The organism is Xanthomonas bonasiae (assembly GCF_017163705.1).
In the GTDB taxonomy this organism is placed as follows: Bacteria; Pseudomonadota; Gammaproteobacteria; order Xanthomonadales; family Xanthomonadaceae; genus Xanthomonas_A; species Xanthomonas_A bonasiae.
Window position 1 is genome coordinate 41,304 of record NZ_JAFIWB010000015.1, and the last position, 22,395, is coordinate 63,698.

At 69.5% G+C, this 22,395-nt stretch carries 12 protein-coding genes; 7 read left to right on the forward strand and 5 right to left on the reverse strand.

Features of this window, described 5'->3' with window-relative positions; all coding sequences use genetic code 11:
• Nucleotides 1-202: 202 nt before the first annotated feature.
• The 4 genes from JR064_RS13700 to JR064_RS13715 all read right to left on the reverse strand — a co-directional run bounded on the left by JR064_RS13700 (nt 203) and on the right by JR064_RS13715 (nt 5,182).
• Nucleotides 203-1,498, reverse strand: coding sequence for a carbohydrate porin (locus tag JR064_RS13700; protein ID WP_206230065.1), 1,296 nt, complete (start codon nt 1,496-1,498; stop codon nt 203-205).
• 283 nt (nt 1,499-1,781) lie between these two features.
• Entirely contained in the window at nt 1,782-2,711 is a 930-nt protein-coding gene (locus JR064_RS13705) for a dihydrodipicolinate synthase family protein (protein ID WP_206230066.1), read from the reverse strand.
• A gap of 114 nt (nt 2,712-2,825) precedes the next feature.
• Complete coding sequence (locus JR064_RS13710) at nt 2,826-4,223, reverse strand: MFS transporter (protein WP_241093058.1); 1,398 nt, start codon at nt 4,221-4,223, stop codon at nt 2,826-2,828.
• Nucleotides 4,224-4,327: 104 nt separating this feature from the next.
• Nucleotides 4,328-5,182, reverse strand: a complete 855-nt coding sequence (locus tag JR064_RS13715; RefSeq protein WP_206230068.1) for an IclR family transcriptional regulator — start codon at nt 5,180-5,182, stop codon at nt 4,328-4,330.
• A gap of 419 nt (nt 5,183-5,601) precedes the next feature.
• Between JR064_RS13715 and JR064_RS13720 the strand changes: the two genes are divergently transcribed.
• On the forward strand, nt 5,602-6,072 hold the full coding sequence (locus tag JR064_RS13720) for a hypothetical protein (RefSeq protein WP_191825186.1): 471 nt from the start codon (nt 5,602-5,604) through the stop codon (nt 6,070-6,072).
• A gap of 30 nt (nt 6,073-6,102) precedes the next feature.
• Here the strand turns inward: JR064_RS13720 and JR064_RS13725 are convergent, their stop codons facing one another.
• Nucleotides 6,103-6,858 carry a nuclear transport factor 2 family protein gene (locus tag JR064_RS13725; RefSeq protein ID WP_206230069.1) on the reverse strand — a complete coding sequence of 252 codons (756 nt, stop codon included), beginning with the start codon at nt 6,856-6,858 and terminating at the stop codon, nt 6,103-6,105.
• Between the two features lie 414 nt (nt 6,859-7,272).
• On the opposite strand from JR064_RS13725, the gene JR064_RS13730 reads away from it, so the two are divergent.
• The 6 genes from JR064_RS13730 (at nt 7,273) to JR064_RS13755 (ending at nt 22,341) form a co-directional block, all read left to right on the forward strand.
• Nucleotides 7,273-7,461 (forward strand): hypothetical protein, encoded by a 189-nt coding sequence (locus JR064_RS13730; protein WP_191825188.1) that lies wholly within the window; start codon nt 7,273-7,275, stop codon nt 7,459-7,461.
• Nucleotides 7,462-7,728: 267 nt separating this feature from the next.
• Nucleotides 7,729-8,475: a response regulator transcription factor gene (locus tag JR064_RS13735; RefSeq protein ID WP_206230070.1), complete on the forward strand. Its 747-nt coding sequence runs from the start codon at nt 7,729-7,731 to the stop codon at nt 8,473-8,475.
• A 476-nt stretch (nt 8,476-8,951) separates the two neighbouring features.
• Complete coding sequence (locus tag JR064_RS13740; RefSeq protein ID WP_206230071.1) at nt 8,952-16,586, forward strand: SdrD B-like domain-containing protein; 7,635 nt, start codon at nt 8,952-8,954, stop codon at nt 16,584-16,586.
• The gene (locus tag JR064_RS13745) at nt 16,583-19,957 is read left to right on the forward strand and encodes an Ig-like domain-containing protein (RefSeq protein ID WP_206230072.1); all 3,375 of its coding nucleotides are present in this window, start codon (nt 16,583-16,585) and stop codon (nt 19,955-19,957) included. The genes JR064_RS13740 and JR064_RS13745 overlap by 4 nt, the downstream gene beginning before the upstream one ends.
• A gap of 10 nt (nt 19,958-19,967) precedes the next feature.
• On the forward strand, nt 19,968-20,987 hold the full coding sequence (locus JR064_RS13750) for an OmpA family protein (protein WP_241093059.1): 1,020 nt from the start codon (nt 19,968-19,970) through the stop codon (nt 20,985-20,987).
• A gap of 550 nt (nt 20,988-21,537) precedes the next feature.
• The gene (locus JR064_RS13755) at nt 21,538-22,341 is read left to right on the forward strand and encodes a C40 family peptidase (protein WP_206230074.1); all 804 of its coding nucleotides are present in this window, start codon (nt 21,538-21,540) and stop codon (nt 22,339-22,341) included.
• Nucleotides 22,342-22,395: the final 54 nt, after the last annotated feature.

Genomic DNA, 22,395 nt, shown 5'->3' on the forward strand with positions numbered 1-22,395 from the left:
GCGCGGCTGCTGGCGCAGGCGCGGCATCGCCGCGTTCCTGCCCGAGAAGCGGACGGTGCGCCGTTGCGCGAACTGCGGCGAAATACGTGTCCATCCGTGCCGCAGGCGCGGCCCGATCGGCATGCAGCCCAGTGAGCGCGCGGCCGTGCAAGCGCTGCAAGCCGCAGCGCCTGCCGCTATCGCGGTGCGGGCCGCATGGGCTTCACTTCGGGGTGCCCAGCCCGCCGATGTTGACCATCACCCGCAGGCCGATCACCAGCGCGTTGTCCGGCGCGCGGCGCGCGGCGGTATTGCCCAGGATGTCGGGATTGACGATGTACTGGACGTTCGGAACCAGCGACAGCGGCAACTGCGCGACGCGATAGCTGTAGTTGAGTTCGAAGATGGTCTCGTTGCGCGAGATGTCCGGCGCGGCGCCGCGCTTGCGCAGCAGGTCGTTCATGTAGCCCTGCTGGTCGGCGCTGAAGCGGTAGTAGTTCGCGACGGCGCCGAATCCGTCGCCCGGTCGCGATGCGAACGGGCCGCTGTAGTACAGGCCGGCGGTGACCTGCAGGTCGTACACCTGGCGCGCATCCAGCGGCGCGGCGATGTTGCCGAACGCGACCAGCATGCGCTTGCCGGCCATGCCCTGCGGCCGGTAGAGCGCGCGTTCGCCCATCACGTAGGTGCCCCAGCGACCGCCGTCGTACATGCGCGCCTGCCCGCCGACCAGGCCGCGCAATCCGCCGCTCCGGTTGTAGCGCAGGTCGCTGTAGTCGGCCGAGTTGTACCAGACGCCGGCCACGTAGCGCGGTGCGCCCCGGCCGAGCGCGGGGTCGGGCTCGTAGCCGACTTCCAGGGTGCCGAGCACGCCGCTGCTGTCGGCGGTGCTCCAGTCCAGGCCGTCGTTGTTCTTGCGTTGCGGATTGAGTTCGAACGCGCCGACCGAGACATAGCGCGCATCGGGCTTGTAGCGCAGCTTCGCGCCCCAGTTGACGTACGGAAAGCCGACGAAGCCGCCATCGGCCTGGCTCAGCTGGAACGGGCAATCCGATGCGCCGACGAAGCGGCAACCGTAGCGGCTGCGCGCGAATTGCCAGGTGGTGTTCATGCGCCCGGCGACGAGTTGCCAACGGCCGTCGGCGAACGCCTGTTCCCAGGTCAGCTGCGCCAGTTGCGCTTGCTGTTGTGGGTACCAGTAGCCCTGCACCTTGACGCCGTTGCCGATCTGGCGCTGCGACAGGCTGTCGCCGTAGTACCAGGCGCCGGTGACGTGCAGGGTGGCGCCGGGAATGCCGAACAGGCGCTGCAGATCCAGGTCGGCGCCGGCGACCACGCCGCCGGCATTGCGATCGCCGCGCGACAGGCCGCCATCGGCGTTGCGCGCATAGTCGTTGGACCAGACGAAGCGCGGCGCGATGCCGTGTTCGTCCAGCCATCCATCGGTATCGGCGGCCATGGCGGTGGCGGGAAGGGCAGCGGCCGCCAGCAACGAGACAAAAGAAAGGGTTCGGGACATGGGACGCTCCACGGACGAGACGATGCGCCCGCTGGACGCGCGCGGCAGGTGCGCGGCGTCGCGGCAGTGCGCGAAGGGGAGACACCTTCCGGTCGTGGAGCCGCAAGACAGCGTCGCGTCCGTCGGCGACGGACACGGCCTGTGCGCAGATCTGTGGGGGGACCGGCAAAAGACGCGGTGACACAGCACAAAACGCGGTGCGCGGCGCCGATCCGCGAGCCATCGGCGCAGCGGATGGGCCGCGCCACTGCGCGGCCCATCGGACTGGATGGAACCCGTCGGGTCAGGCCACCTTGCCGAGGCCGGCGGCGGCCATCGCGTCGGCGATTTCCTTGTCGGCGCCGTCGGCCAGCGGCAGCAGCGGCGAACGCACGGTGGCGTGATCGAGCAGGCCGCGTGCGGCCAGCGCCCACTTCAGCGCGACCGAGCCTTCCATGTGCGAGCCGCGGTGATAGACGCTCTTGGTCACCGGCAGCAGGCGGTCGTGCAGCGCGCGCGCCCTGGCGTAGTCCTTGGCCTTGCCGGCGGCGATCATCTCGATCAGCGGCTCCGGGGCGATGCAGCCGTAGCCCACCAGCGCACCGTCCACGTCGAACATGGTGTGCAGCAGGTATTCGTCGTGGCAGGTCAGCACCGGCACGTTCGGACGCTCCTTGCGGAACACCGGGATCTCGGTGTCCCAGCGCTTCATGTTGCGCACGCCGTTCTTCATCGCGATCACGCCCGGCAGCGCGGCGATCTCCAGCAGCGTTTCCAGGTTGTAGGTGGCCTTGGTCACGTCCGGGTACTGGAACAGGATCATCGGCAGGCCGCTGGCTTCGTGGATGGCCTTGTAGCGATCCTGCGGCGCGCCCTTCTGGTAGCCGAAGCGCAGCCAGCCGTGCGAGGGATAGATCAGGCCCGCCGAGGCGCCGGCGGCGACCGCGCGCTTGGCTTCGTCGGCGGCCACCCGGGTGCCTTCCAGGGTGATGCCGGCGATGATCGGAATGCGGGCGTCGACGGCGTCGCGGAACGCCTCGATCACCTTGGCCTGCTCGTCGCGCTCCAGGAAGGTGCCTTCGCCGGCGTGGCCGAGCACGGTCAGGCCCTTGACGCCCTCGATGCCGCCCAGCCATTTGCCGATGCGCTTGATCGCGGAATAGTCGACGGCGCCGTCGCGGGTGAACGGGGTGACGGGCGCGGGAACCAGGCCTTTCAGGTCGATGTTGCTCATGCTGTTTTCCTCTTCTTCGGGTCAACGGGGGATGGAGTCGAACGCGGCGCTCGACGTGGGGTGGTGCGAAGCGATGGCGCGCGGCGGGCTGCGCCGCCGCGGCCGGCGCCGGACTCAGGGCGAGAGTTCTTCCAGCGATTTGCCCTTGGTTTCCAGCGCGCACAGCAGCGTCACCGCCGCGCCGGCCAGCAGCACCGCGGCGAAGGCGACGAACACGTAGCGCAGGCCGATGCCGGCGATGACCGCGCCGACCACCAGCGGGCCGCTGGCCGAGCCCAGGCGCAGCCAGGCGCTGCCCAGGCCGGTGCCGATGGCACGGATGCGGGTGGGATAGAGCTCGGCCGAATACAGGTACAGCGAGAAGGTGATGGTCTGCACCGCGGCATAGCCCAGCGCGGCGAACACCAGCACCTGCAGCGCCGAGGTGCCGCCCAGCATCGCCAGCGCCAGCAACGGGATGCTGCCCGAGGCGAAAGCGACGACGTACCAGCGCTTGCGCCCGACCCGGTCGATCGACAGCGCGCACACCACCGCGGCGGCGACGCCGGCCAGCGAGGTGAGGAAGCCGTAGGCGATGCTCTGCTGCAACGACAGCCCGAAATGCTGGCGGTACAGCGTCGGCAACCAGGTGATGAGGCCGTTGGCCACCAGGTACGAACAGAACCACAGGCACCAGATCACCAGCGTGCGCTTGAGATAGACGCTGCCGAACAGTTCGCGCCAGTCCGAGCGCTGCGCCTTGGGCAGCGCGTTGCGGTCGAACACCGGTGCCGGCAGCGGGCCGTGGCGGCGCTCGGCGCTGCGCTCGAGGTCGGACACGATCGCGTCGGCCTTGTCGTAACGGCCCTTGGACGCCAGCCAGCGCGGCGATTCGAACATGAAGAAACGCAGCGGGATCATGACCAGCGCCGGGATCAGCCCGACCATGAACATCGCCTTCCAGCCGTAGGCCGGCACCATGAAGTAGCCGATGCCGCCGGCGGCGACCAGGCCCAGCAGGAACATCACTTCGTACAGCAGGAAGAAGCGGCCGCGCTTCTTCGAGCCGATCAGTTCGTTGATGTAGGCGCTGGCCACCGGCACTTCGCCGCCGGTGCCGATGCCCTGGATGAAGCGGAACGCCATCATCGCCGCGGCGCCGCCGGCGAACAGGCAGGCCACGTCCATCGACACGAACAGCAGGATGGTGAACAGCAGCACGTGCAGGCGGCCGATGCGCTCGGCCAGCCAGCCGAAGAACACCGAGCCGAGCAACTGGCCCAGGTAGCCGGCTGACAGGATCATGCCGATCTGCGCCGGCGACAGGTTCCACTCCTTGGCCAGCACCGGCATCGCGTAGGCGATGGCGATCACCGTGTAGCCGTCGAAGAAGGTGGCGGCGCCGACGATGTTGCGCGCCCACCAGACCTGGCGGGTGATGGGCAGGCGTTCGAGCCGGGCGCCGATTTCCGCCTGCGCCTCGGCGGGCGGCAGCGAACGGGCGGTGGCGGCGTTGGCGGTGGTGGTGGGCATGAGCATCGTTGCTGCCTCTCGCAGGACAAGAAGAACCCGGCGCGGGCGCCGGAGCGTCCACGAAGCGGTCGGATTGCAGGGGGACCGGGCGGGCGCCCGGACGGTCAGGTGCTGGGTGCGGTCACGGCGACGCTCCCGCTGGCCTGGATCGCGAAGGCGATGTCCTTGGCCGCGAGCAGGGTGGGTTGGAGGGCGGTGTCGAGCAGTTCGTCGTGGCTGGTGCGCACCGACGGCGCGGCGACGCTGATCGCGCCGAGCGGATAGGCGTCGGCATCCAGCACCGGCACCGCCAGCACGCGCAATCCCTCGGTCAGCATCGAATCGAGGATCACGTAGTTGTCGCGGCGGATGCGGTCGAAGGTGCCGAGCATGGCGGCGATCTCCGGCGCGTGCGGCGCCTGCACGTTCACTCCGGTCACCCGCGTCACTTCCGCCGGCGACAGATGCGCGAGCATGGCCAGGCCGATCGCGGTGCGGGTGCTGGGCACGGTGGTGCCGATGCGGATGTCCACGCCCAGCCGGGTGATGCCGGCACGTACCCGTTCGATGTAAAGCACGTCGGGACCCTGCAGCACCGCGAAGCTGGCCGCTTCGTTGACGTCGCTGACCAGCGCGCGCAGCAACGGCCGCACCACGCTGCGCAGGTCGCGGCGGGCGATGGCGTGGAAGCCGAGGTCCAGCACTTTCAGGGTCAGGCGGAAGCGGCGGCTTTCCGGAAGGCGATTCACGTAGCCCAGCTCGACCAGCGTGTTGAGCATGCGGAACGTGGTCCCCGGATCGAGCCTGGCCAGCGCCGCGATCTGGCTCAGCGACAGTTCCTCGTGTTCGGAGGAAAACGCTTCCAGCACCCGGAACCCCTTCGCCAGCGATTGCACGGTGCTGCGCAGCTTCTTGTCCGCCGCGTCGCCGCTGTCCTCGGCGGCGGCGTCCAACGCGCCCGGGGGGATGGTCTTGGTCATCGGCATGTCCTGGTGGCTGTCGTGCGTCGCCAGCTTGCCGAACCGGCTGGCTGGTGTCGCTTGACAAGCGTGTTTCGGATTGCGAAAATTATTTCGAAAGTACGTGCCAAGATTCTGCCAGCGCCCTTGCCGCGTCAAGTTGCGCCGCAACATGCGTGGTGGGCGCGGCGCGGATGCGGGTAGCAATGCGACCGCGCGGCGCGCGACGATGCTGGCCAAGGCCATTCCGATGGCGATCGGCGCCATGCCCGATCGAGCGGTTTCGCCATGCCGTGTCGGCGCTCGACCCTCCGCCGGTCCTGCCGTCCTTCGATCGATGCGAGATGACTGCGGAGCGCCGTGTAGACGGACGCGTCTGCGGATTGCGGCGCAAGCCGTGCTAACAGACAAGCGAACGCGGCGCCGATAGCGTGGCGTGCATGGCCCGAACGAACCGTCAGCCGCCGCAACCGCCTGCGCAGAAATGGTGGCAGACGCTGTCGTTCAAGCGCGCCGCCGCCGAGGTGTCGGCGGTGCTGGTGCTGGTCGGCGGCACTTACGGATGCGTGCAGTACGTGGAGGTCAAGCCGCTGGAGCGGCGTTTGGCCGAAGCGCAGGCCGCCGCGTGCAAGCCGGCGGCCAGTTCGCCCTCGATCGAGTTCAGCCTGTTGCCGGGCGACAGCCGCGTCCTATGGGAGGGCGCGCTGACGGTGACCAATGCGACGCGCGGCGGCGATGGCGGGAGGACACGGTTGCGGGCGACGCCGCGCGAGGGTGCGCCGGTCGAGCGCGCAGGGCTGTCGCCGGGCGACGGCTTCGATGTGCCGATTGCCGGACAAGGTACCTATCGGGTCTATCTGAAACGCAGCACCGCCGATTTCATCGAGGTGTCCGTGCTGCATCGGCGTTGAACCGCAGCACGCGAGGCCGCCGCCGCTGCCTCACTGCGCGGTTGCGGTCTCGACGATGGCGCCGTTCTCGTACACGCTCAGCTGGCGCATGCGTCCATCCGCTGCCGGCGCGAACACGAAGCGCAGGTCGCGTTCCTCGGCGAAGAAGCGCGTCGGCGATTCGGCGCGCAGGGTGACGACCAGCGCGCCCGCAGTGAGCTTCAGATGGTCGCCTTTCACGGCGACGCGGATGTCGCCGACCTTCTGGCCGAGATAGGTGCCGGCGTAGCCGGCCAGGATGTCGGGCGCCAACGTCAGGTGCGTGGCGGGCGCTACGTAAGTCACCGCGCCGTGCGCATAGCTGTAGATGCGGCGCATGCGCCAGTGGCCGTCGACCGCTTGCCAGAGATTGGTGAACTCGGCCTGGCCGTCCAGCTGCTCGGGCTTGCCGTCGCGCTGCACGTAGAAGCGGTGCGTGCCCGACAGCAGCGCGAAGCCGCCGGCCAGCGGATGGAACTGCAGGCTGTCGGCGACGGCCTCGCGGCGCAGGTGCATCGCCAGGTCGGCGCAGGGGCCGTTGCGCAGGGATTGCAGCACCGCGGGCCTGGACGCGGTGAGGCCGGTCCTGTCGTGGTAGAACTCCACGTCGTCGGTGAGCAGCTCGCCCATCGCACGCATGTCGCAGGCGTTGTAGGCCTGCCAGTAGCGCGCATCGGCGGCGCGCACCGCCGCTGCGTCGTCGTCGGCCGCGGTTGCGGCGCCGCTCAGGCTCAGCAGCACGCACAGGACAAGGTGGCGAAAGCGCATGGCGGGCTCCTGCAGCAGGACCGCGATTGCAGCGCACTTCCGCGCCGCTGGCGCGTGCATCAAGTCATGTGCACGGATGGCCGTAGAGGTTTCGCACAATCGCTGCGGAGACGGCATGGTGCCGTTTCTGTCGCGAATGATCGACGTCTAAGGTCGTCCTTCAGGTGCCTGGATAGGTTCGATGGAAATAATTGTTTTGCAATCAACAGACCCGCGCCGACCCAAATGACATTTGAACATGATCGCGATGCAGGCGATGGAGTCACAGGGCGTAGAGCCTCGGTAGATCGAAGGCCTCGAAATGGACGATGTTGAAAGCAGGCTCTGACTGCGGTCCGCTTAAGTGCTATGTGCACGCCGCGCCGACTGCGCTATTCTTCTGTGGGGGATTACTATCACAGCAGGGGCTGACGCATGAAGCTGGCGACCGCATTTACGCTGATGTTGGGAATGGCGTTTTGTCTGGCAACGGATCGGGCCGATGCGAGTGGTGAATCTGACGGCCTGCGCGCGTCATCGCCAGTGGCATATATTTTCCCGTGCTTAAGCAGCCGCTGTAAAAATGTCATAGGCGCGGAAGCAGATATCCATTTCGTGGGATAGGAGCAGCGCGGCAACTGCTCTCGCGACTGCATATGGCATGCATGTCGCGACCGTGCCCCGTCTGGCGGATGGGGCACGCGGATTGCCGCGTTCATCCGTGCGCATGCGACTTCGGTTGCATTTCGCGTGGACGTTCCGTCGCGTAGGGCTGAAGGCGCTTATGCATCTGCTGGCCTGGAGTGGAATCCGCGGGCATGTAGCCTGCATGCTTCATCTTAGAGAGTCGCTGCCGCTTTGGGGCATGTGCGAGAGCGGGGAAAAGCTGCGATGAAAAACGATGCACCGCAGCCCTTCGACGCGGAAAGCAGGCCAAGGCCTGTATTGGACGGTGTGCGCATCGCGGTGGTCGAGGACGACGCCGAGCTGTGCGCGATCATCGTCGACGAGCTGGGCCACGAGGGCGCGCAGGTGCTCGGCTTCGGCAGCGCCGAAACGCTGTACCGGCATCTGCTCGGCCATGTTTGCGATCTGGTGGTGCTGGATGTCGGGCTGCCGGGCGAGGACGGCTATTCGGTGGCGCGCTATCTGCGGCAGATCGCGCCGCAGGCGGGCATCGTGATGCTCACCGGCCGCGGCGCCAATCCCGACATGACCCGCGGCTTGCTGCAAGGCGCGGACATTTACCTGGTCAAGCCGCTGGATGTGGAACTGCTGATCGCCGCATTGGCCAATCTGCGTCGGCGCTTGCAGCTTGCCGCATCGCCGGAGGCGTTGCCGGCGCAGGAATGGCGCTTGAGCGACGACGGCTGGACGCTGTCCTCGCCAGCGCAGCGCACGCTGGCGCTGACCGAGGCCGAACGCGGCCTGCTGAAGGCGCTGTTCGCGCAACGCGGCGCGCCGGTGGACCGCGACACGCTGATCGCGGCGGTCACCGACGCGCCGTGGGACTTCGATCCGCACCGCCTGGAGGTGCTGGTGCATCGCCTGCGCGCACGGGTGACCGCGGCCACCGCCGCGACGCTGCCGCTGCGTGCGGTGCGCGGGCAGGGATATCTGCTGGGCGACAACGCCTAGTCTTCGCCGCATCCGCATCCGCATCCGCATCGCGCGCGGAGCCGACGCCACGCGATCGGTAGACAGATTGCGCGTTTCACTCGCCATGCCGGCGCGCCGCCTCCCGTCACAGTGCGGCCATGGGCCGCATCTCATTGCCATTGCGCCATGCGTCTCGCTGTGCGTGTGAGGAAGTGAGAGCGAACGCGAACTGCTGCTACTGACTGCCTGCGCGCCCCTGCGCAGAATCCGCGCCACCACACCGGCAGGCCTCGCCTGCGCTTTCGGGGTGGGTACCGATCCCGATCGTCAGCGCGCCCCGCACGGCCTAGGCCTGGGGCGCCGGTTCGTGGGTCCGGCTTGGATGCTTGGGGAGAGAGAGGCACATGGATCATTTGATGCGCGGCAGCCGTGCGGCTGCACTGCGGGCGTGGGCGCGTGCCGCCTGCGAACACCACCGGACCACGGCGTCGTCGGGGCGACGCTTGCGGTTGCTGATGGCCGTCCTGCTGTCGGCCGCGCCTGCGCTGGCCGCGGCCGCGGACCTGCAGATCACCAACCTGTCCGACACCGGCTACGATCCCACGCCGGCCGGGGGCAGCGTGGTCTACAGCGTCACCGTCGAGAACAGTGCCGCCGATACGGTCAACAACGCGGTGGTGATCTTCGACCTGCCCGCCGGTGCCCAGGCGGGCTCGCCGTTGCCGTCCTCCTGCAGCGTGGCCGCCGGCAACGCGCAGCGCATCGAATGCCGGGTCGGCACGCTGGTCGGGACCTTCTCTTCCAACGGCGCGCCGGTGACCTTCCAGTTGCCGGTGAGCACGGTCGGCCTGGCCCCGGGCACGATCGAGATCCGCGGCGCGATCGGCGTGGAAACCGGCCTGCCCGCGGCGAGCACGCCGATCGCCTCGCTGGCCGATGCCGATCCGTTCTTCGCCGGCGACAGCAACGCGGCCAACAATCGCCGCCTGGAAGCGACCACGCTGGAATCGGCGGGCGACCTGAGCGTGGAGAAGACCGCCACGCCGAACCCGGTCGTCGCCGGCGCCGAGGTCACCTATACCGTCACCGTGCGCAACGCCGGACCCAGCGCTTCGGCCGGCTTCACCGTGGTCGACACGCTGCCGGCCGCGGTGCAGTACGTGGCCAACAGCTTCAGCGGCAGCGGCTGGACCTTCAACAGCGGCAGCATGACCGCCACCCACGCCGGCGCGCTGGCCAATGGCGGCAGCAGCAGCTTCACCTTCCGCGCCCGCGTCACCGCGGCCAGCGGCAACATCGTCAACACCGCACGCGTGCAGGCCGGCTCCACGCCGGATCCGTTGCCCGACAACAACACCGGCAGCGTGACCACCACGGTCACCGCCGGCGCCGACCTGGCGCTGAGCAAGAGCGTCAACCCCTCGCCGGCGATCTCCGGCCAGCCGGTCACCTTCAACATCCAGGTGCGCAACCAGGGGCCGAGCGCCGCGGTCAATCCGCGCTTCGTGGACAACCTGCCCACCGGCTTCCTGACCACCGGCGGCACCGTGCCGGCCGGCTGGACCTGCACCAACAGCAACGGCGACGCCACCCGCACCTGCGCGTTGAACGGCAGCCTGGCGGTCGGCGCCGTAGCCGATTTCACCATCGAGAGCACGGTGCCGGCGTCCGGCACCAACAGCAGCGGCGACGTCACCAACAGCGCCACCGCCAGCTCCGACACGCCGGACGCGAACAGCACCGACAACACCGGCAGCACCACCTTCACCGTGCTCGCCGACGGTGCCGACCTGTCGCTGCAGAAGACCAAGACCCCGGCGCTGGTGCCGGTGTGGAGCGGCATCGGCAGCGATCTGGACAGTCGCATGACCAGCAGCATCGTCGTGCGCAACATGGGACCGCGCCCGGCGACCGGCCAGGTGCAGACGGTGGATACGCTGGCGACCGGCGAAGAGCTGTTGCAGCCGGACGGCAGCGTGGCGCAGCCGGGCGTGGCGTTCGCCAGCGGCGCGTGGACCTGCACCGTGGACCAGGCCTACAGCGGCTCCAGCGTGCAGCACGTGACCTGCGATCTCGGTGCCGGTTCGCTGCCGTTGGCAGTGGGCGCGCAGGCGCCGACGCTGCAGTTGCTGACGCGCGCGCGCAGTTCCTCGGCCAACCTGCTCAACAACGCCTGTACCGGCGGCTCCGGCGGCTCGATCGAGCCGCTGACCGGCAACGGCATCGACCGCGACCCGGAAACCGGCAACGACTGCTCGGGCGCGGGCACCCGCACCACCGACGAGCGCGCCGACCTGTCCATCGTCAAGCAGACCAATGGCGCCGGCGCCGCCGACAACGTGCTGGCGGCCAACCAGGACACGCTCAGCTACACCCTGACCGTGACCAACAACGGCCCGGACAGCACCACCGGCGTGGTGGTCAACGACACCGTGCCCGGCTTCGTCAACGGCCGCACCCAGATCAGCGTGACCACCACCCCGGCCGGCTGGAACTGCGCCGTCAACGGCGCCTCGGTGGTCTGCCGCTCCGGCACCACCGCGCTGGCCAACGGCGCCACCGCGCAGATCGTCATCCAGGTCCAGCGCGCGCTGTTCGACAGCTTCAACCAGCCCGCCGGCACCTGCGGCGGCACCGCCATCAGCGGCGCGTTCTGCAACACCGCCGGGGTCGGCATCGATGCGGCCGTGGCCGGTTCGGTGGGCGAGCTCAACGGCAACAACAACCAGGCCTCGGACTGGATCCGCATCGCGCGCGTGGCCAACGTCGCCACCACCGCCAAGACCATTTCCTCGGGCACGCCCGGCCGCGCCGGCGTCAACACCACCTACGTGATGTCCTACATCAACCGCGGCCCGTCGACGGTGCCCGGGGTGATCTTCCGCGACGTGTTCACCCTGCCGGCCAACGATTCGGGCTTCGTGCTGGTGTCCGCGCAGCGCACCGGTGCCGGCACCCAGGCCTGTACCGCCAGCGCTGGCGCCGGGGTGACGGTCACCGTCGACGCCGGCGGCACCTCCTACGCCAATCCGACCGGCGCGCCGGCGCAGGTCACCGTGCAGTGCCCGGCGCTGCCCTCGCTCACCAACGAGCAGACCGAAACCCTGCAGGTGGTGATCCGGCCCAACGTCAACAGCGGCAACACCGGCCGCCAGTTCGACAACACCGCCGACTTCGTGGTGGACCTCGATGGCGACGGCAACGGCGATGCCACCGCGGGCACCGACGGCGACGGCAACACCTACGACTTCAATACCGACACCAGCGACGACAGCAAGAGCGCGCAGCTGCCGTTCGAGGCCGGCCAGGTCGACCTGATCACCAACAAGGTGGACACCGGCTTCACCGGCGGCGTGGATCCGCTCGGCTTCGACGCGACCAATGCCGCGGCGAACCTGATCACCTACCGCATCACCATCCGCAACAACGGCCCGTCGGTCGCCACCGACGTGCGCCTGGCCGACACCTTCACTCCGCCGTCCGGCCGCACCGTCACCTTCATCGGCGCCTCGGCCACGCCCACCGGCACCTTCGATCCGGCCGCCTGTTCGGTGACGTCCGGCAGCAACCCGACCGTGGGCGCGGTGCAGGTGCTGAACTGCCTGATGCCCGGCATCGGCTTCAGCAACAACGTCGCCGGCGTGGTCGCGTCCGGCCAGACCAGCACGCTGTACCTGCGCTACCGCTACGACACCCCGCCCGGCGCGGCCGGCGACACGGTCAGCAACCTGGCCCAGGCCACGTCCGCCGAGACCGACAGCAACACCGCCAACAACGGCGCCAGCCAGGAAACCACGATCCGCGCCTCCGCCGACGTGGGCGTGAGCAAGCACGTGATCACCACCGCGCCCGATGCCGATCCGGATGCGGCGCTGCCGGCCAACGCCACCTCGGTGGGCCTGCGCCAGCCGTTCTTTTACGTCATCGACGGCATCAACAACGGTCCCGGCGCGAGCCTGTCGCGCGATCGCAGTGGCAGCAGTCCGCTCAACGGCACCGGCACCGTGGTCAGCGACACGCTGCCCGCCGGGCTGGTGGTCGTCGGCCAGGTGAGCTGGCAGAAGAAGGGCCCGATCCCGGGCGGCGGCGGTGGCGAAGTGCCCAACGGCACCGGCAACTGCACCCAGGCCTCGGCCACGCTGACCTGCAACCTCGGCGACGTCACCGTCGGCGGCAAGCTGCGCATCGTGGTGCCGGTGCGCTGGGATGCCTATCCGGGCGCGTCGGCGATCAACAACACCGCGACCATCACCACCGAGCAGGTCGATCGCGTCCCGCCGAACAACACGTCCACCGTGCCGATCCTGGTCACCCGGGCGTCGCTGGCCGGTACCGTGTTCGAGGACCGCGACCGCGCGGGCGGCAACGGCGGCGTTCACCAGAACGGCGAACCCGGCATCGCCGGCGTCACCATCGTGCTGAGCGGCACCGACGCCTACGGCAATGCGGTCAACCGCAGCACCACCACCGCGGCCGACGGCAGCTACAGCTTCGACAACCTGTCGGCGGCCGGCGCGGGCGGCTACACGCTGACCCAGACCCAGCCCACCGGCTATCGCAACGGGCCGGTGGATCCGCCGGTCGCCGGCGCCAGCGCGCCGTCGCTGGGCGGCACCTATGCCGCCGGCAGTCCCAACTCCAGCTACACCACGATTCCGGTCGGCGCGTCCGACGCGGCCGTGCGCTACGACTTCCCGGAAGTGCGTCGTCCCAGCCTGTCCGGCCGGGTCTACGTGGACCTGAACTTCAACAACGTGCGCGACGGCGGCGATCCGGCGATCGCCGGCGCCACCGTGGAACTGCTCGATGCCGTCACCGGCGCGGTGCTGGCCACCACCAGCACCGACGGCAACGGCGCCTACCGCTTCGACGACCTGGATCCGACGCTCACCTACAGCGTGCGCGAGCCGCTGCCGAGCGGGCAGTACAGCAACCGTCCCAGCGCGATCAATCCCGGCCAGATCGGCGGCGCGGCGTGCGCGGCGGGCACCTGCGTGGCCGGCACCGCGGTGGCCGCGCCCGGCGGCCCGGATGCGGCCAGCACCGACCGCATCTCGCAGATCCAGCTGGGCGCGGGCCTGGACGGCACCGAGTTCAACTTCGGCGAGAACCCCAGCGGCAGCGCGATCCAGGGACGGGTGTGGCGCGACGACGACAACGACGGCGTGATCGACCCGGCCGAGACCGGCCTCGCCGACGTGGAGCTGGTGCTGACCGGCACCGACCAGAACGGCCAGGCGGTCAACCTGACCACCAAGACCGATGCGACCGGCAACTACAGCTTCATCGGCCTGCTGCCGGGCACCTACACGGTGACCGAGCCGACCCAGCCGACCGGCACCCTCAACGGCAAGACCGTGCCCGGCGACAAAGGCGGCACCGCCACCGGCGTGACCACCACGCCGTCGGCGATCGCCACCATCGTGCTCGGCGCCAACCAGCAGGGCCAGCACTACGACTTCGGCGAAGTGGCGGCGGCGTCGCTGTCCGGCCGCGTGTACTACGACAACGACGACAACGGCGTGGTCGGCAGCGACGAATCGGGCATCGCCAACGTGCGCGTGGTGCTGACCGGCACCGACGATCTCGGCGCCGCGGTGCAACTGAGCGTGCAGACCGATGCGCAGGGCAACTACCGCTTCGAGAACCTGCGCCCGGGCACCTACACGGTGACCGAACCGGATCAACCGGCCGACACCCGCAACGGCGTCACCAGCGCCGGTACCGTTGGCGGCACCACGCATGGCGTGGCGACCCCGCGCGAGACCGTGCCGTCGGCGATTTCCGCGGTGGTGCTGACTCCGGGCGCGCAGTCGATCGACAACAACTTCGGCGAGATCGCCAACACCCCGGACCTGGTCGTCAGCAAGCTCGCCGACCCGGTCAAGTTCACCGTCAACAACACCGCCCGCTACACGATCAGCGTGCGCAACATCGGCCCGCGTCCGACCGCCGGCGTGTACCAGGTGCAGGACCGCCTGCCGCCGGGCGTGACCCTGGCGGCGCTGCCCACCGGCAACGGCTGGACCTGCGCCGGCGCGGTCGGTGCCGACCGTTTCAGCTGCGACGCCAGTACGCTGATCGCGCCCGGACAGACCGCCAGCGATCGCATCCACGTGCAGGTCGCGGTCGGCGCCGCGGCGGCGACCGGCAACCCGGTCAACAACGCGGTGCTGGTGCAGGGCGGCGGCGAAGACGCCACGCACAGCCCGACCCCGGCCGAACGCGGCGCGTTCGAGGGCGACGTGACCCAGCTGCCGGTGTGCGATCCGGCGATCACCCAGAACGCCTGCCGCGTGCCGACCCAGGTGCAGTTGGCGGCCTCGGTGTCGGGCACGGTGTGGTTCGACGTCGGCAACGACGACACCCTGCTCGACGGCGGCGATCGCCGCCTGCAGAACTGGATCGTCGAACTGGTCGATCCGACCAGCGGCCAGGTGGTCAAGACCACGCTCAGCGCCGCCGACGGCAGCTACCGCTTCGGCGACGTGATCCCCGGGCAGAAGTGGCACATCCGCTTCCGCGATCCGAGCTCCGGGGTCATCTGGGCGTTCCCGGTCAGCGGCGAGACCGCTTCCGGCGCCGCCGCCCCGTGCGCGGCCGACGCGGCGATCAGCAACGGCAGCAACAGCTCGTGCCGGGTCAGCGACGGCGGCATCAGCCAGCTGGAAGTGGTGCTCAAGGCCGGCGAGAACCTGCCGCAGCAGAGCCTGCCGGTGGATCCGTCGGGCGTGGTCTACGACGCGGTCACCCGCGACCCGGTGCCCGGTGCGATCGTCACCCTGGCCCCGATCGGCGTCTGCGCCGGCTACGACCCGGCCACCAGCCTGCTCAACAGCGCGGCCGGCGGCTACCGCATCGACGGCAACGCGGTGTCGATGACCGTCGGCAACGACGGCTACTACCAGTTCCTGTTCGGCCCGGCGGCGCCGGCGCGCTGCGAGTTCGAGCTGACAGTGACCCCGCCGGGCGGCTACGTCTTCGTCTCCACGCTGATCCCGGCCGAAGGCAGTTCGCTGTCGCCGCCCGGCGCGGTGGGCAGCAACTACCAGGTGCAGCCCAACGCGCTGGCGCCGACCGGTCCGGTCGGCACTGCGACCCAGTACTACCTGCGGCTGTTCGCCGGGTCGGCCACCGCCGGCATCGTGCACAACCACATTCCGCTGGACACCGCGGTGGCCACCGGCCTGGCCATCACCAAGACCGGCGACCGCCAGACCGCCGAAGTGGGCGATACCGTGCAATACACCATCACCATCCGCCAGACCGCCGGCAGCCCGCTGCAGACGGTGAACGTGGTCGATCGCCTGCCGCGCGGCTTCACCTACATCGACGGCACCGCGCGCGCCAACGGCGTGGCCGTGGCCGAGCCGCTGGGCAAGCCCGGCCCGACCCTGGGCTTCGCCACCGGTCCGATCCAGGTCGGCCAGCAGATCGCGCTGACCTACCGGGTGCGCATCGGCGTCGGCGCGCAGCAGGGCGACGGCATCAACCGCGCGCAGGCGCACGGCTGCTCGATCGCCGGCGGCTGCATCGATCCGGTCTCGCTGCAACCACGTTCCGGTTCGTTGCCGTCCAACCAGGCGCAGTACCGCGTGCGCGTCAGCGGCGGCGTGTTCACCGAGGAGGGCTGCGTGCTGGGCAAGGTGTTCGTGGATTGCAACGTCAACCACGTGCAGGACCGCGAAGAGCTCGGCATTCCCGGCGTGCGCCTGTACTTCGAGGACGGCACCTGGGTGATCAGCGACTCGGAAGGCAAGTACAGCTACTGCGGCCTGCCGCCGCAGAGCCACACGCTGAAGGTCGATGCCAGCACGCTGCCGGTCGGCTCGCGCCTGACCACCAGCAGCAACCGCAACCTCGGCGATGCCGACAGCCTGTTCATCGATCTCAAGAACGGCGAACTGCATCGCGCCGACTTCGTCGAGGGCAGCTGTTCCAACCCGGTGATCGAGCAGGTCAAGGCGCGCCGCACGCAAGGCGAGGTGCGCGCGCCGGAAACCGAAACCGGCCATGCGCCGCTGCGCTTCAGCAGCAAGCCGCTGCGCGCGCCGCAGCAGGGCACCGACAGCCCGGCGCAAGCGCCGATCGTCAAGCCGCGCGGCACCCCACCGCCCGATGTCACCGTTCCTGCGGAGGTGCAGCCATGAGCCGGCCCGTCACGACGCGCCGCCTGCCGCGGCTGACCCTGCTCGCCTGCGCCCTGGCCGCGCTGCCGGCGCTGGCCCAGCAGACGGTCGGCAGCAGCCGCTTCACGCCGGTGCTGGGCGAGGCCGGCACGCTGTACCCGCGCACGCCGAGCAGCGCCGATGCCGCCGCGCAGACGCTGGCGCCGCGCGGCACGCTCGACGCGCACGCCGCGCAGGGCATGGACCAGGTGCAGGTGGAGGTCGACCGCGATGGCGCGCCGGCCGACGGCCAGACGCCGGTGCACGTGACCGTGCGCCTGCTCGACGACGCCGGCAAGCCGTTGCAGGGCGAGCACTTCGCCACCGTCGAACACACCGGCGGCCGCATCCTGCTGCCGGGCTCGCGCACCGACGAACTGGGGCCGGGCGCGGCCGATGCCGACAAGGTCACCCCGGGCGTGCAGCTGCCGGTGCGCGACGGCGTGGCCGAGTTCGACCTGCTCGCGCCGGACCAGCCGCAGGACGTGGTGCTGCGGGTCAGCGCCGGCGGCCACAGCGCCGAAGGCACGATCGGGTTCGTGCCGGAGATGCGCGAGATGATCGCCACCGGCCTGATTGAGGGTGTGGTCAACTTCGGCCGCCGCGACAACAGCGGGCTGATCGCGCCGGTCGATCACGACGACGTGTTCGAACGCGATATCCGCCGCTGGGAAAAGCAATTCAACAACGGCAAGGCCAACGCTGCCGCGCGCACCGCGTTCTTCGTCAAGGGCCGGATCAAGGGCGAATACTTGCTCACCGCCGCCTACGATTCGGACAAGGACGTGCGCGGCCGGCTGCTGCGCGACATCCAGCCGGAAGAGTTCTATCCGGTGTACGGCGACTCCTCGCTGCGCGGCTTCGACGCGCGCTCGGCCGAGCGCCTGTACGTGCGCGTGGACAACCGCCGCAGCTATCTGCTGTACGGCGATTTCCAGACCGGCGACACGCTGGCCACCGCGACCGGCGTCGGCGCGCGCAGCAGCATGCCGCAGCGCAGCCTCGGCACCTACAACCGCACCGCCACCGGCCTGGGCTGGCACTACGAGAACGCACGCGTGCGCTCCAACGTGTTCGCCATCCAGGACTCGCTGCGCCAGGTGATCGAAGAATTCGCCAGCCAGGGCAGCGGCCCGTACGCACTGCGCAACAACGCGGTGCTGGAAGGCAGCGAGCGGGTGGAAGTGGTCGTGCGCGACCGCAACCAGCCCTCGCGGATCGTCTCGGTGCAGCCGCTGGCGCGGTTGGTGGACTACAGCTTCGAGCCGTTCTCGGGGCGCATCCTGCTCAACCAGTTCCTGGCCTCGTTCGACAGCGACCTCAATCCGGTGTCGCTGCGCATCACCTACGAACTCGACCAGGGCACCGAGCGCTTCTGGGTCTACGGCGCCGACGGCCAGCTGCGGCTGACCGATGCACTGGAAGTCGGCGGCGCGGTGGTGGACGACCGCAACCCGTTCGCCGAATTCCGCATGGGCAGCGTCAACGCCGGCTACCGCTTCGGCCCGAATACCGCGATGGCGGTGGAGTTCGCGCGCACCCAGAGCGAGATCAACACCAACTCGATCAACCAGGTCGCCACCCCGGGGCTGCAGGACCTCAGCGGCCGCGTCGAAGGCGATGCGTGGCGCGTGGAGTTCGGCCACGACGGCGACAAGCTCGACGCCAACCTGTTCGCCGCGCGTACCGATCCGGCGTTCAACAACCCGGCCTCGCCGCTGTTCGGCGGGCGCGGCGAGTACAACGCCAAGGTCGACTACCACCTGACCGAGCGCGTGGACCTGTATGCCGAAGGCCTGCGCAGCGAGGACCGCAACCCGGACGGCGGCAAGCGCGATGCCGGCGGTGCCGGCGTGCGCGTCGGCGCCACCGAAAGGCTCACCCTGGACGTCGGTGTGCGTTCGATCCGCGAGACCGTCGGCGCGTACTCGCCGTGGTCCTCGGGCCTGGGCTACGGCAACACGGGTGGTCTGACCGGCGGCTTCGCCACCGGCTCCGGCGGCGGCGCGCTCGGCTACGGCCAGCAGCCGCTGGATCCGTTGACCGGCCTGCCGGTGATCGGCTCCAGCAGCGCCGTCACCGGCACCGCCAGCGACCTGCCGATCGGCACCCGCCTGGAATCGGATAGCGCGCGCATCGGCGCCGGCTACCGCGTCGGCGCCAAGCTGTCGCTGGGCGCCGAGTACGAGCAGAGCGTGTCCGGCGAAGACCGCAACCGCATCGCCGCCGGCGTCGATTACCAGGTGCTGGAACGCAGCCGCCTGTACGGCCGCTACGAGAAGCAGACCGGCCTGACCAGCGCTTACGGCATCACCACCACCGACCGCGAGGCCGATGCGCTGGTGTTCGGTATCGACAGCAGCTACGTGCGCGACACCCAGGCGTTCTCCGAGTACCGCATGCGCGATGCGATCAGCGGCCGCGACGTGCAGGCCGCCTCCGGCATCCGCAATACCTGGGACGTGCGCGAGGGCGTGCGCCTGAGCAGCTCGGCCGAACACGTGAAGGTGTACGACGGCAACACCGGCGATGCCACCGGCCTGGCGCTGGCGCTGGACTACGGCGTCAACCCGCTGTGGCGCGGCTCGGTGCGGGTGGAGTACCGCATCAGCGGCGACGTCGCCCAGACCGCGACCGACGAGGCCTTCGACACCACGCTGGTGCAGTTCATGCTGGCGCGCAAGCTCAGCCGCGACTGGACCCTGCTCGGCCGCAACTACCTGCTGCAGACCAACTACGCCGCGCGCGGCGACGTGCTGCAGAACCGCTTCCAGCTGGGCGTGGCCTACCGCGATACCGACACCAACCGGATCAACGCGCTGGCCCGCTACGAGTACAAGCTGGAGCGCGACGAGAGCGGACTGACCCTGCTCGACGGGCAGGCGGTGGACGGCAGCAGCCAGGACATCAGCAGCCGCGCGCACATCGTCTCCACCCATGCCGACTGGCATCCGTCGCGGCCGTGGTGGCTGACCGCGCACGTGGCCGGCAAGTGGCAGCAGGACCGTTTCGCCTATGCCGACGGCGGCCGCGTGGACAGCCGCTTCCATGCGGTGCTGGTGTCCGGGCGCGTGGTCTACGACATCACCGAGAACTGGGACATCGGCGTGCTCGGCTCCACCTTCCGTGGCCAGAGCGGTTCCAACCAATACGCCTACGGCATGGAAGTGGGCCGGCTGCTGCGCCAGAACCTGTGGCTGTCGGCCGGCTACAACTGGTCCGGCTACACCGCCGACCGCGACCTGTCCGGTTACGAGTACACCCAGCAGGGCGTGTTCCTGCGCCTGCGCTTCAAATTCGACGAAGACCTGTTCCGCCGGGATCCGGTCCGTTACCGCGACCCGGCGCGCTGAGGAATCCATGATGACCACGACCCAACCCCGCTTCGTCCTGTCCCGCACCGTCGCCGCCGCCTTGCTGCTCGGCGCCTGTGCCGCCGGCAACGCCCAGACCCAGCTGTTGCCGCAGCAGCAACGCATCAGCGACGCCGCCATCGCCGCCGACCTGCACGGCTACCAATCCGTGCAGGACCGCATCCAGGCGCTCAACGACGGCGGCCGCCCGGTGCGCGACTACGCCTTGTCCAAGGCGCAATGCTGGCTCGACGTGTCCTTCCACGAATACACCCGCAACGACCGCAGCGCGTTCCCGCAAGGCGCGCTGAGCGAGTCGGAGAAGCTGGTGCAGCTGATGGAGCAGGGCGCCGCGACGATCCCGACCGAGACCCCGCTGGTCAACGACGCCAAGTACCTGCGCGACGACCTGTGGCAGCGCCTGCGCGCGCTGCACGGCAGCGCCGGTTTCAGCTGCGCGCAGCAGGCGGCGGCCTGCGGCGAGGTCGAGCTGGTGCATGCAGGCAACGAGTTCAACCAGCAGCAATGGCGCCATTCCAAGCCGTACATCCAGATCGCCGAGGACCTGGTCAACGACGCCGAGGCGCTGGCACGGCAGTGCGACGGGCCGAAGCAGGCGGACACGCCGGCGGCGGCGCCGATTCCGCTGGTGGCCAACGTGCTGTTCGAATTCGACCGCGACGGCTACAAGGACATCCGCACCCACTCGCTGGAAAGCCTGGATCGCGCGCTGGCACGCATCGCCGAAGAGAAGCTGAGCTTGCAGAAGGTGGAGCTGGTCGGCCATGCCGACCGCATGGACGGCCGTGGCCACGACTACAACCAGGGCCTGTCCGAGCGCCGCGCGCGCACCGTGCGCGAGCTGCTGATCGGCCGCGGCGTCGCCGCCGACCGCATCCGCTACGAATACCGTGGCGACAGCCAGCAGGTGCAGCAGTGCGCCGGCGTGAAGCCGCGCGCGGCGCTGCTGGAATGCCTGCTGCCGAACCGCCGCGTCGAAGTGCGACTGGTGGTCGGTCGCGGCGACTGACGGCGCTTGGAGCCCCTCTCCCCCGGGAGAGGGGTTGGGGTGAGGGTCCGGCGCGAAAGCGCCTCGCGGAGTTTGGGTGCACGAGGCTGCGCCCGTACCCTCATCCGGCCCTGCGGGCCACCTTCTCCCGCCGGGAGAAGGGAGCAGCCCTAGCCCCTCTCCCATCGGGAGAGGGGTTGGGGTGAGGGTCCGGCGCGAAGCGTCTCGCGGAGTTTGGGTGCACGAGGCTGCGCCCGTACCCTCATCCGCCCCTTCGGGGCACCTTCTCCCGATGGGAGAAGGGAACGGCTCTAGCCCCTCTCCCATCGGGAGAGGGGTTGGGGTGAGGGTACGGCGCGAAGCGCCTCGCTGAGTTTGGGCGCGCGAGGCTTCGCCCGTACCCTCATCCGCCCCTGCGGGGCACCTTCCCTCGAAAACGGGCCATGGTCCCGCCGGCAGAAGGAGGCGCGGCCGGCCGGGCAGCGCTAAAGAATTCCCGCGCAGCGCCGCCATCATGGTGAAGCGAAGTCGCTTTCGCCGCCCGGATCGGGCTGTCCATGAGGGAACGCGCATGCTGTCCTTGCCACGCCTGCTGGGTCGTCACCTGGCCAAGTTCCTGTCCAAGCCGCGCCGGCACCGCTCGGAACTGCCGACCAGTCCGCCGCAGCTGCTGCAGGCGACCTTGCGCAAGGGCGACGTGCTGCTGGTCGAGGGCAACAGCCGCTTCTCCACCGCGATCAAGTACCTGAGCCAGTCCACCTGGTCGCACGCCGCGCTGTACATCGGCGATCACCTGGGAACGGCGGCCGACGCGGACGCGCCGACCTTCTGCGACGTGGACATCAACGTCGGCGTGCGCGTGGTCGGGCTGAGCGAATTCGCCGGCCTGCACACGCGCATCTGCCGCCCGGTGGGACTGGGCGCCGACGAGATCGATGCGGTCGTCGACTACATGGTCAGCCGCGTCGGCAACAGCTACGACCTGAAGAACATCTTCGACCTGGCGCGCTACCTGATCCGCACCCCGCCGCTGCCGTCGTCGGTGAAGCGCCGCTTCCTGGAACTGGGCAGCGGCGAGCCGACCAAGGCGATCTGCTCGACGCTGCTGGCGCAGGCCTTCGGCGCGATCCGCTATCCGATCCTGCCGGAGATCGGCAGCGTGCCGGTGTCCGACGCGCAGGATGCGGAGATCCTGCACAACCGTCATTACAGCCTCTACCTGCCGCGCGACTTCGACGTCTCGCCCTATTTCAACGTGGTGAAGCCGCGCCTGCAATCCGGCTTCGATTTCCATCGGTTGGTGTGGCATGGCGATGGCGATGTCGATGCCGATGCAGACGTGGCGCAACGTCTGCGCGTTGCACAGGTTGCCTGAAAGCGGTTGCAGTCTTCGCACCGCTCGGACCTGAATGCGGAGGTTCACCGCCGC

Bases quoted from the DNA above. Each gene is read 5' to 3' on its own strand.
- JR064_RS13700 (WP_206230065.1), bottom strand. From the start codon at position 1,498: ATGTCCCGAACCCTTTCTTTTGTCTCGTTGCTGGCGGCCGCTGCCCTT.
- JR064_RS13705 (WP_206230066.1), bottom strand. From the start codon at position 2,711: ATGAGCAACATCGACCTGAAAGGCCTGGTTCCCGCGCCCGTCACCCCG.
- JR064_RS13710 (WP_241093058.1), bottom strand. From the start codon at position 4,223: ATGCCCACCACCACCGCCAACGCCGCCACCGCCCGTTCGCTGCCGCCC.
- JR064_RS13715 (WP_206230068.1), bottom strand. From the start codon at position 5,182: ATGACCAAGACCATCCCCCCGGGCGCGTTGGACGCCGCCGCCGAGGAC.
- JR064_RS13720 (WP_191825186.1), top strand. From the start codon at position 5,602: ATGGCCCGAACGAACCGTCAGCCGCCGCAACCGCCTGCGCAGAAATGG.
- JR064_RS13725 (WP_206230069.1), bottom strand. From the start codon at position 6,858: ATGCGCTTTCGCCACCTTGTCCTGTGCGTGCTGCTGAGCCTGAGCGGC.
- JR064_RS13730 (WP_191825188.1), top strand. From the start codon at position 7,273: ATGAAGCTGGCGACCGCATTTACGCTGATGTTGGGAATGGCGTTTTGT.
- JR064_RS13735 (WP_206230070.1), top strand. From the start codon at position 7,729: ATGAAAAACGATGCACCGCAGCCCTTCGACGCGGAAAGCAGGCCAAGG.
- JR064_RS13740 (WP_206230071.1), top strand. From the start codon at position 8,952: ATGGCCGTCCTGCTGTCGGCCGCGCCTGCGCTGGCCGCGGCCGCGGAC.
- JR064_RS13745 (WP_206230072.1), top strand. From the start codon at position 16,583: ATGAGCCGGCCCGTCACGACGCGCCGCCTGCCGCGGCTGACCCTGCTC.
- JR064_RS13750 (WP_241093059.1), top strand. From the start codon at position 19,968: ATGACCACGACCCAACCCCGCTTCGTCCTGTCCCGCACCGTCGCCGCC.
- JR064_RS13755 (WP_206230074.1), top strand. From the start codon at position 21,538: ATGCTGTCCTTGCCACGCCTGCTGGGTCGTCACCTGGCCAAGTTCCTG.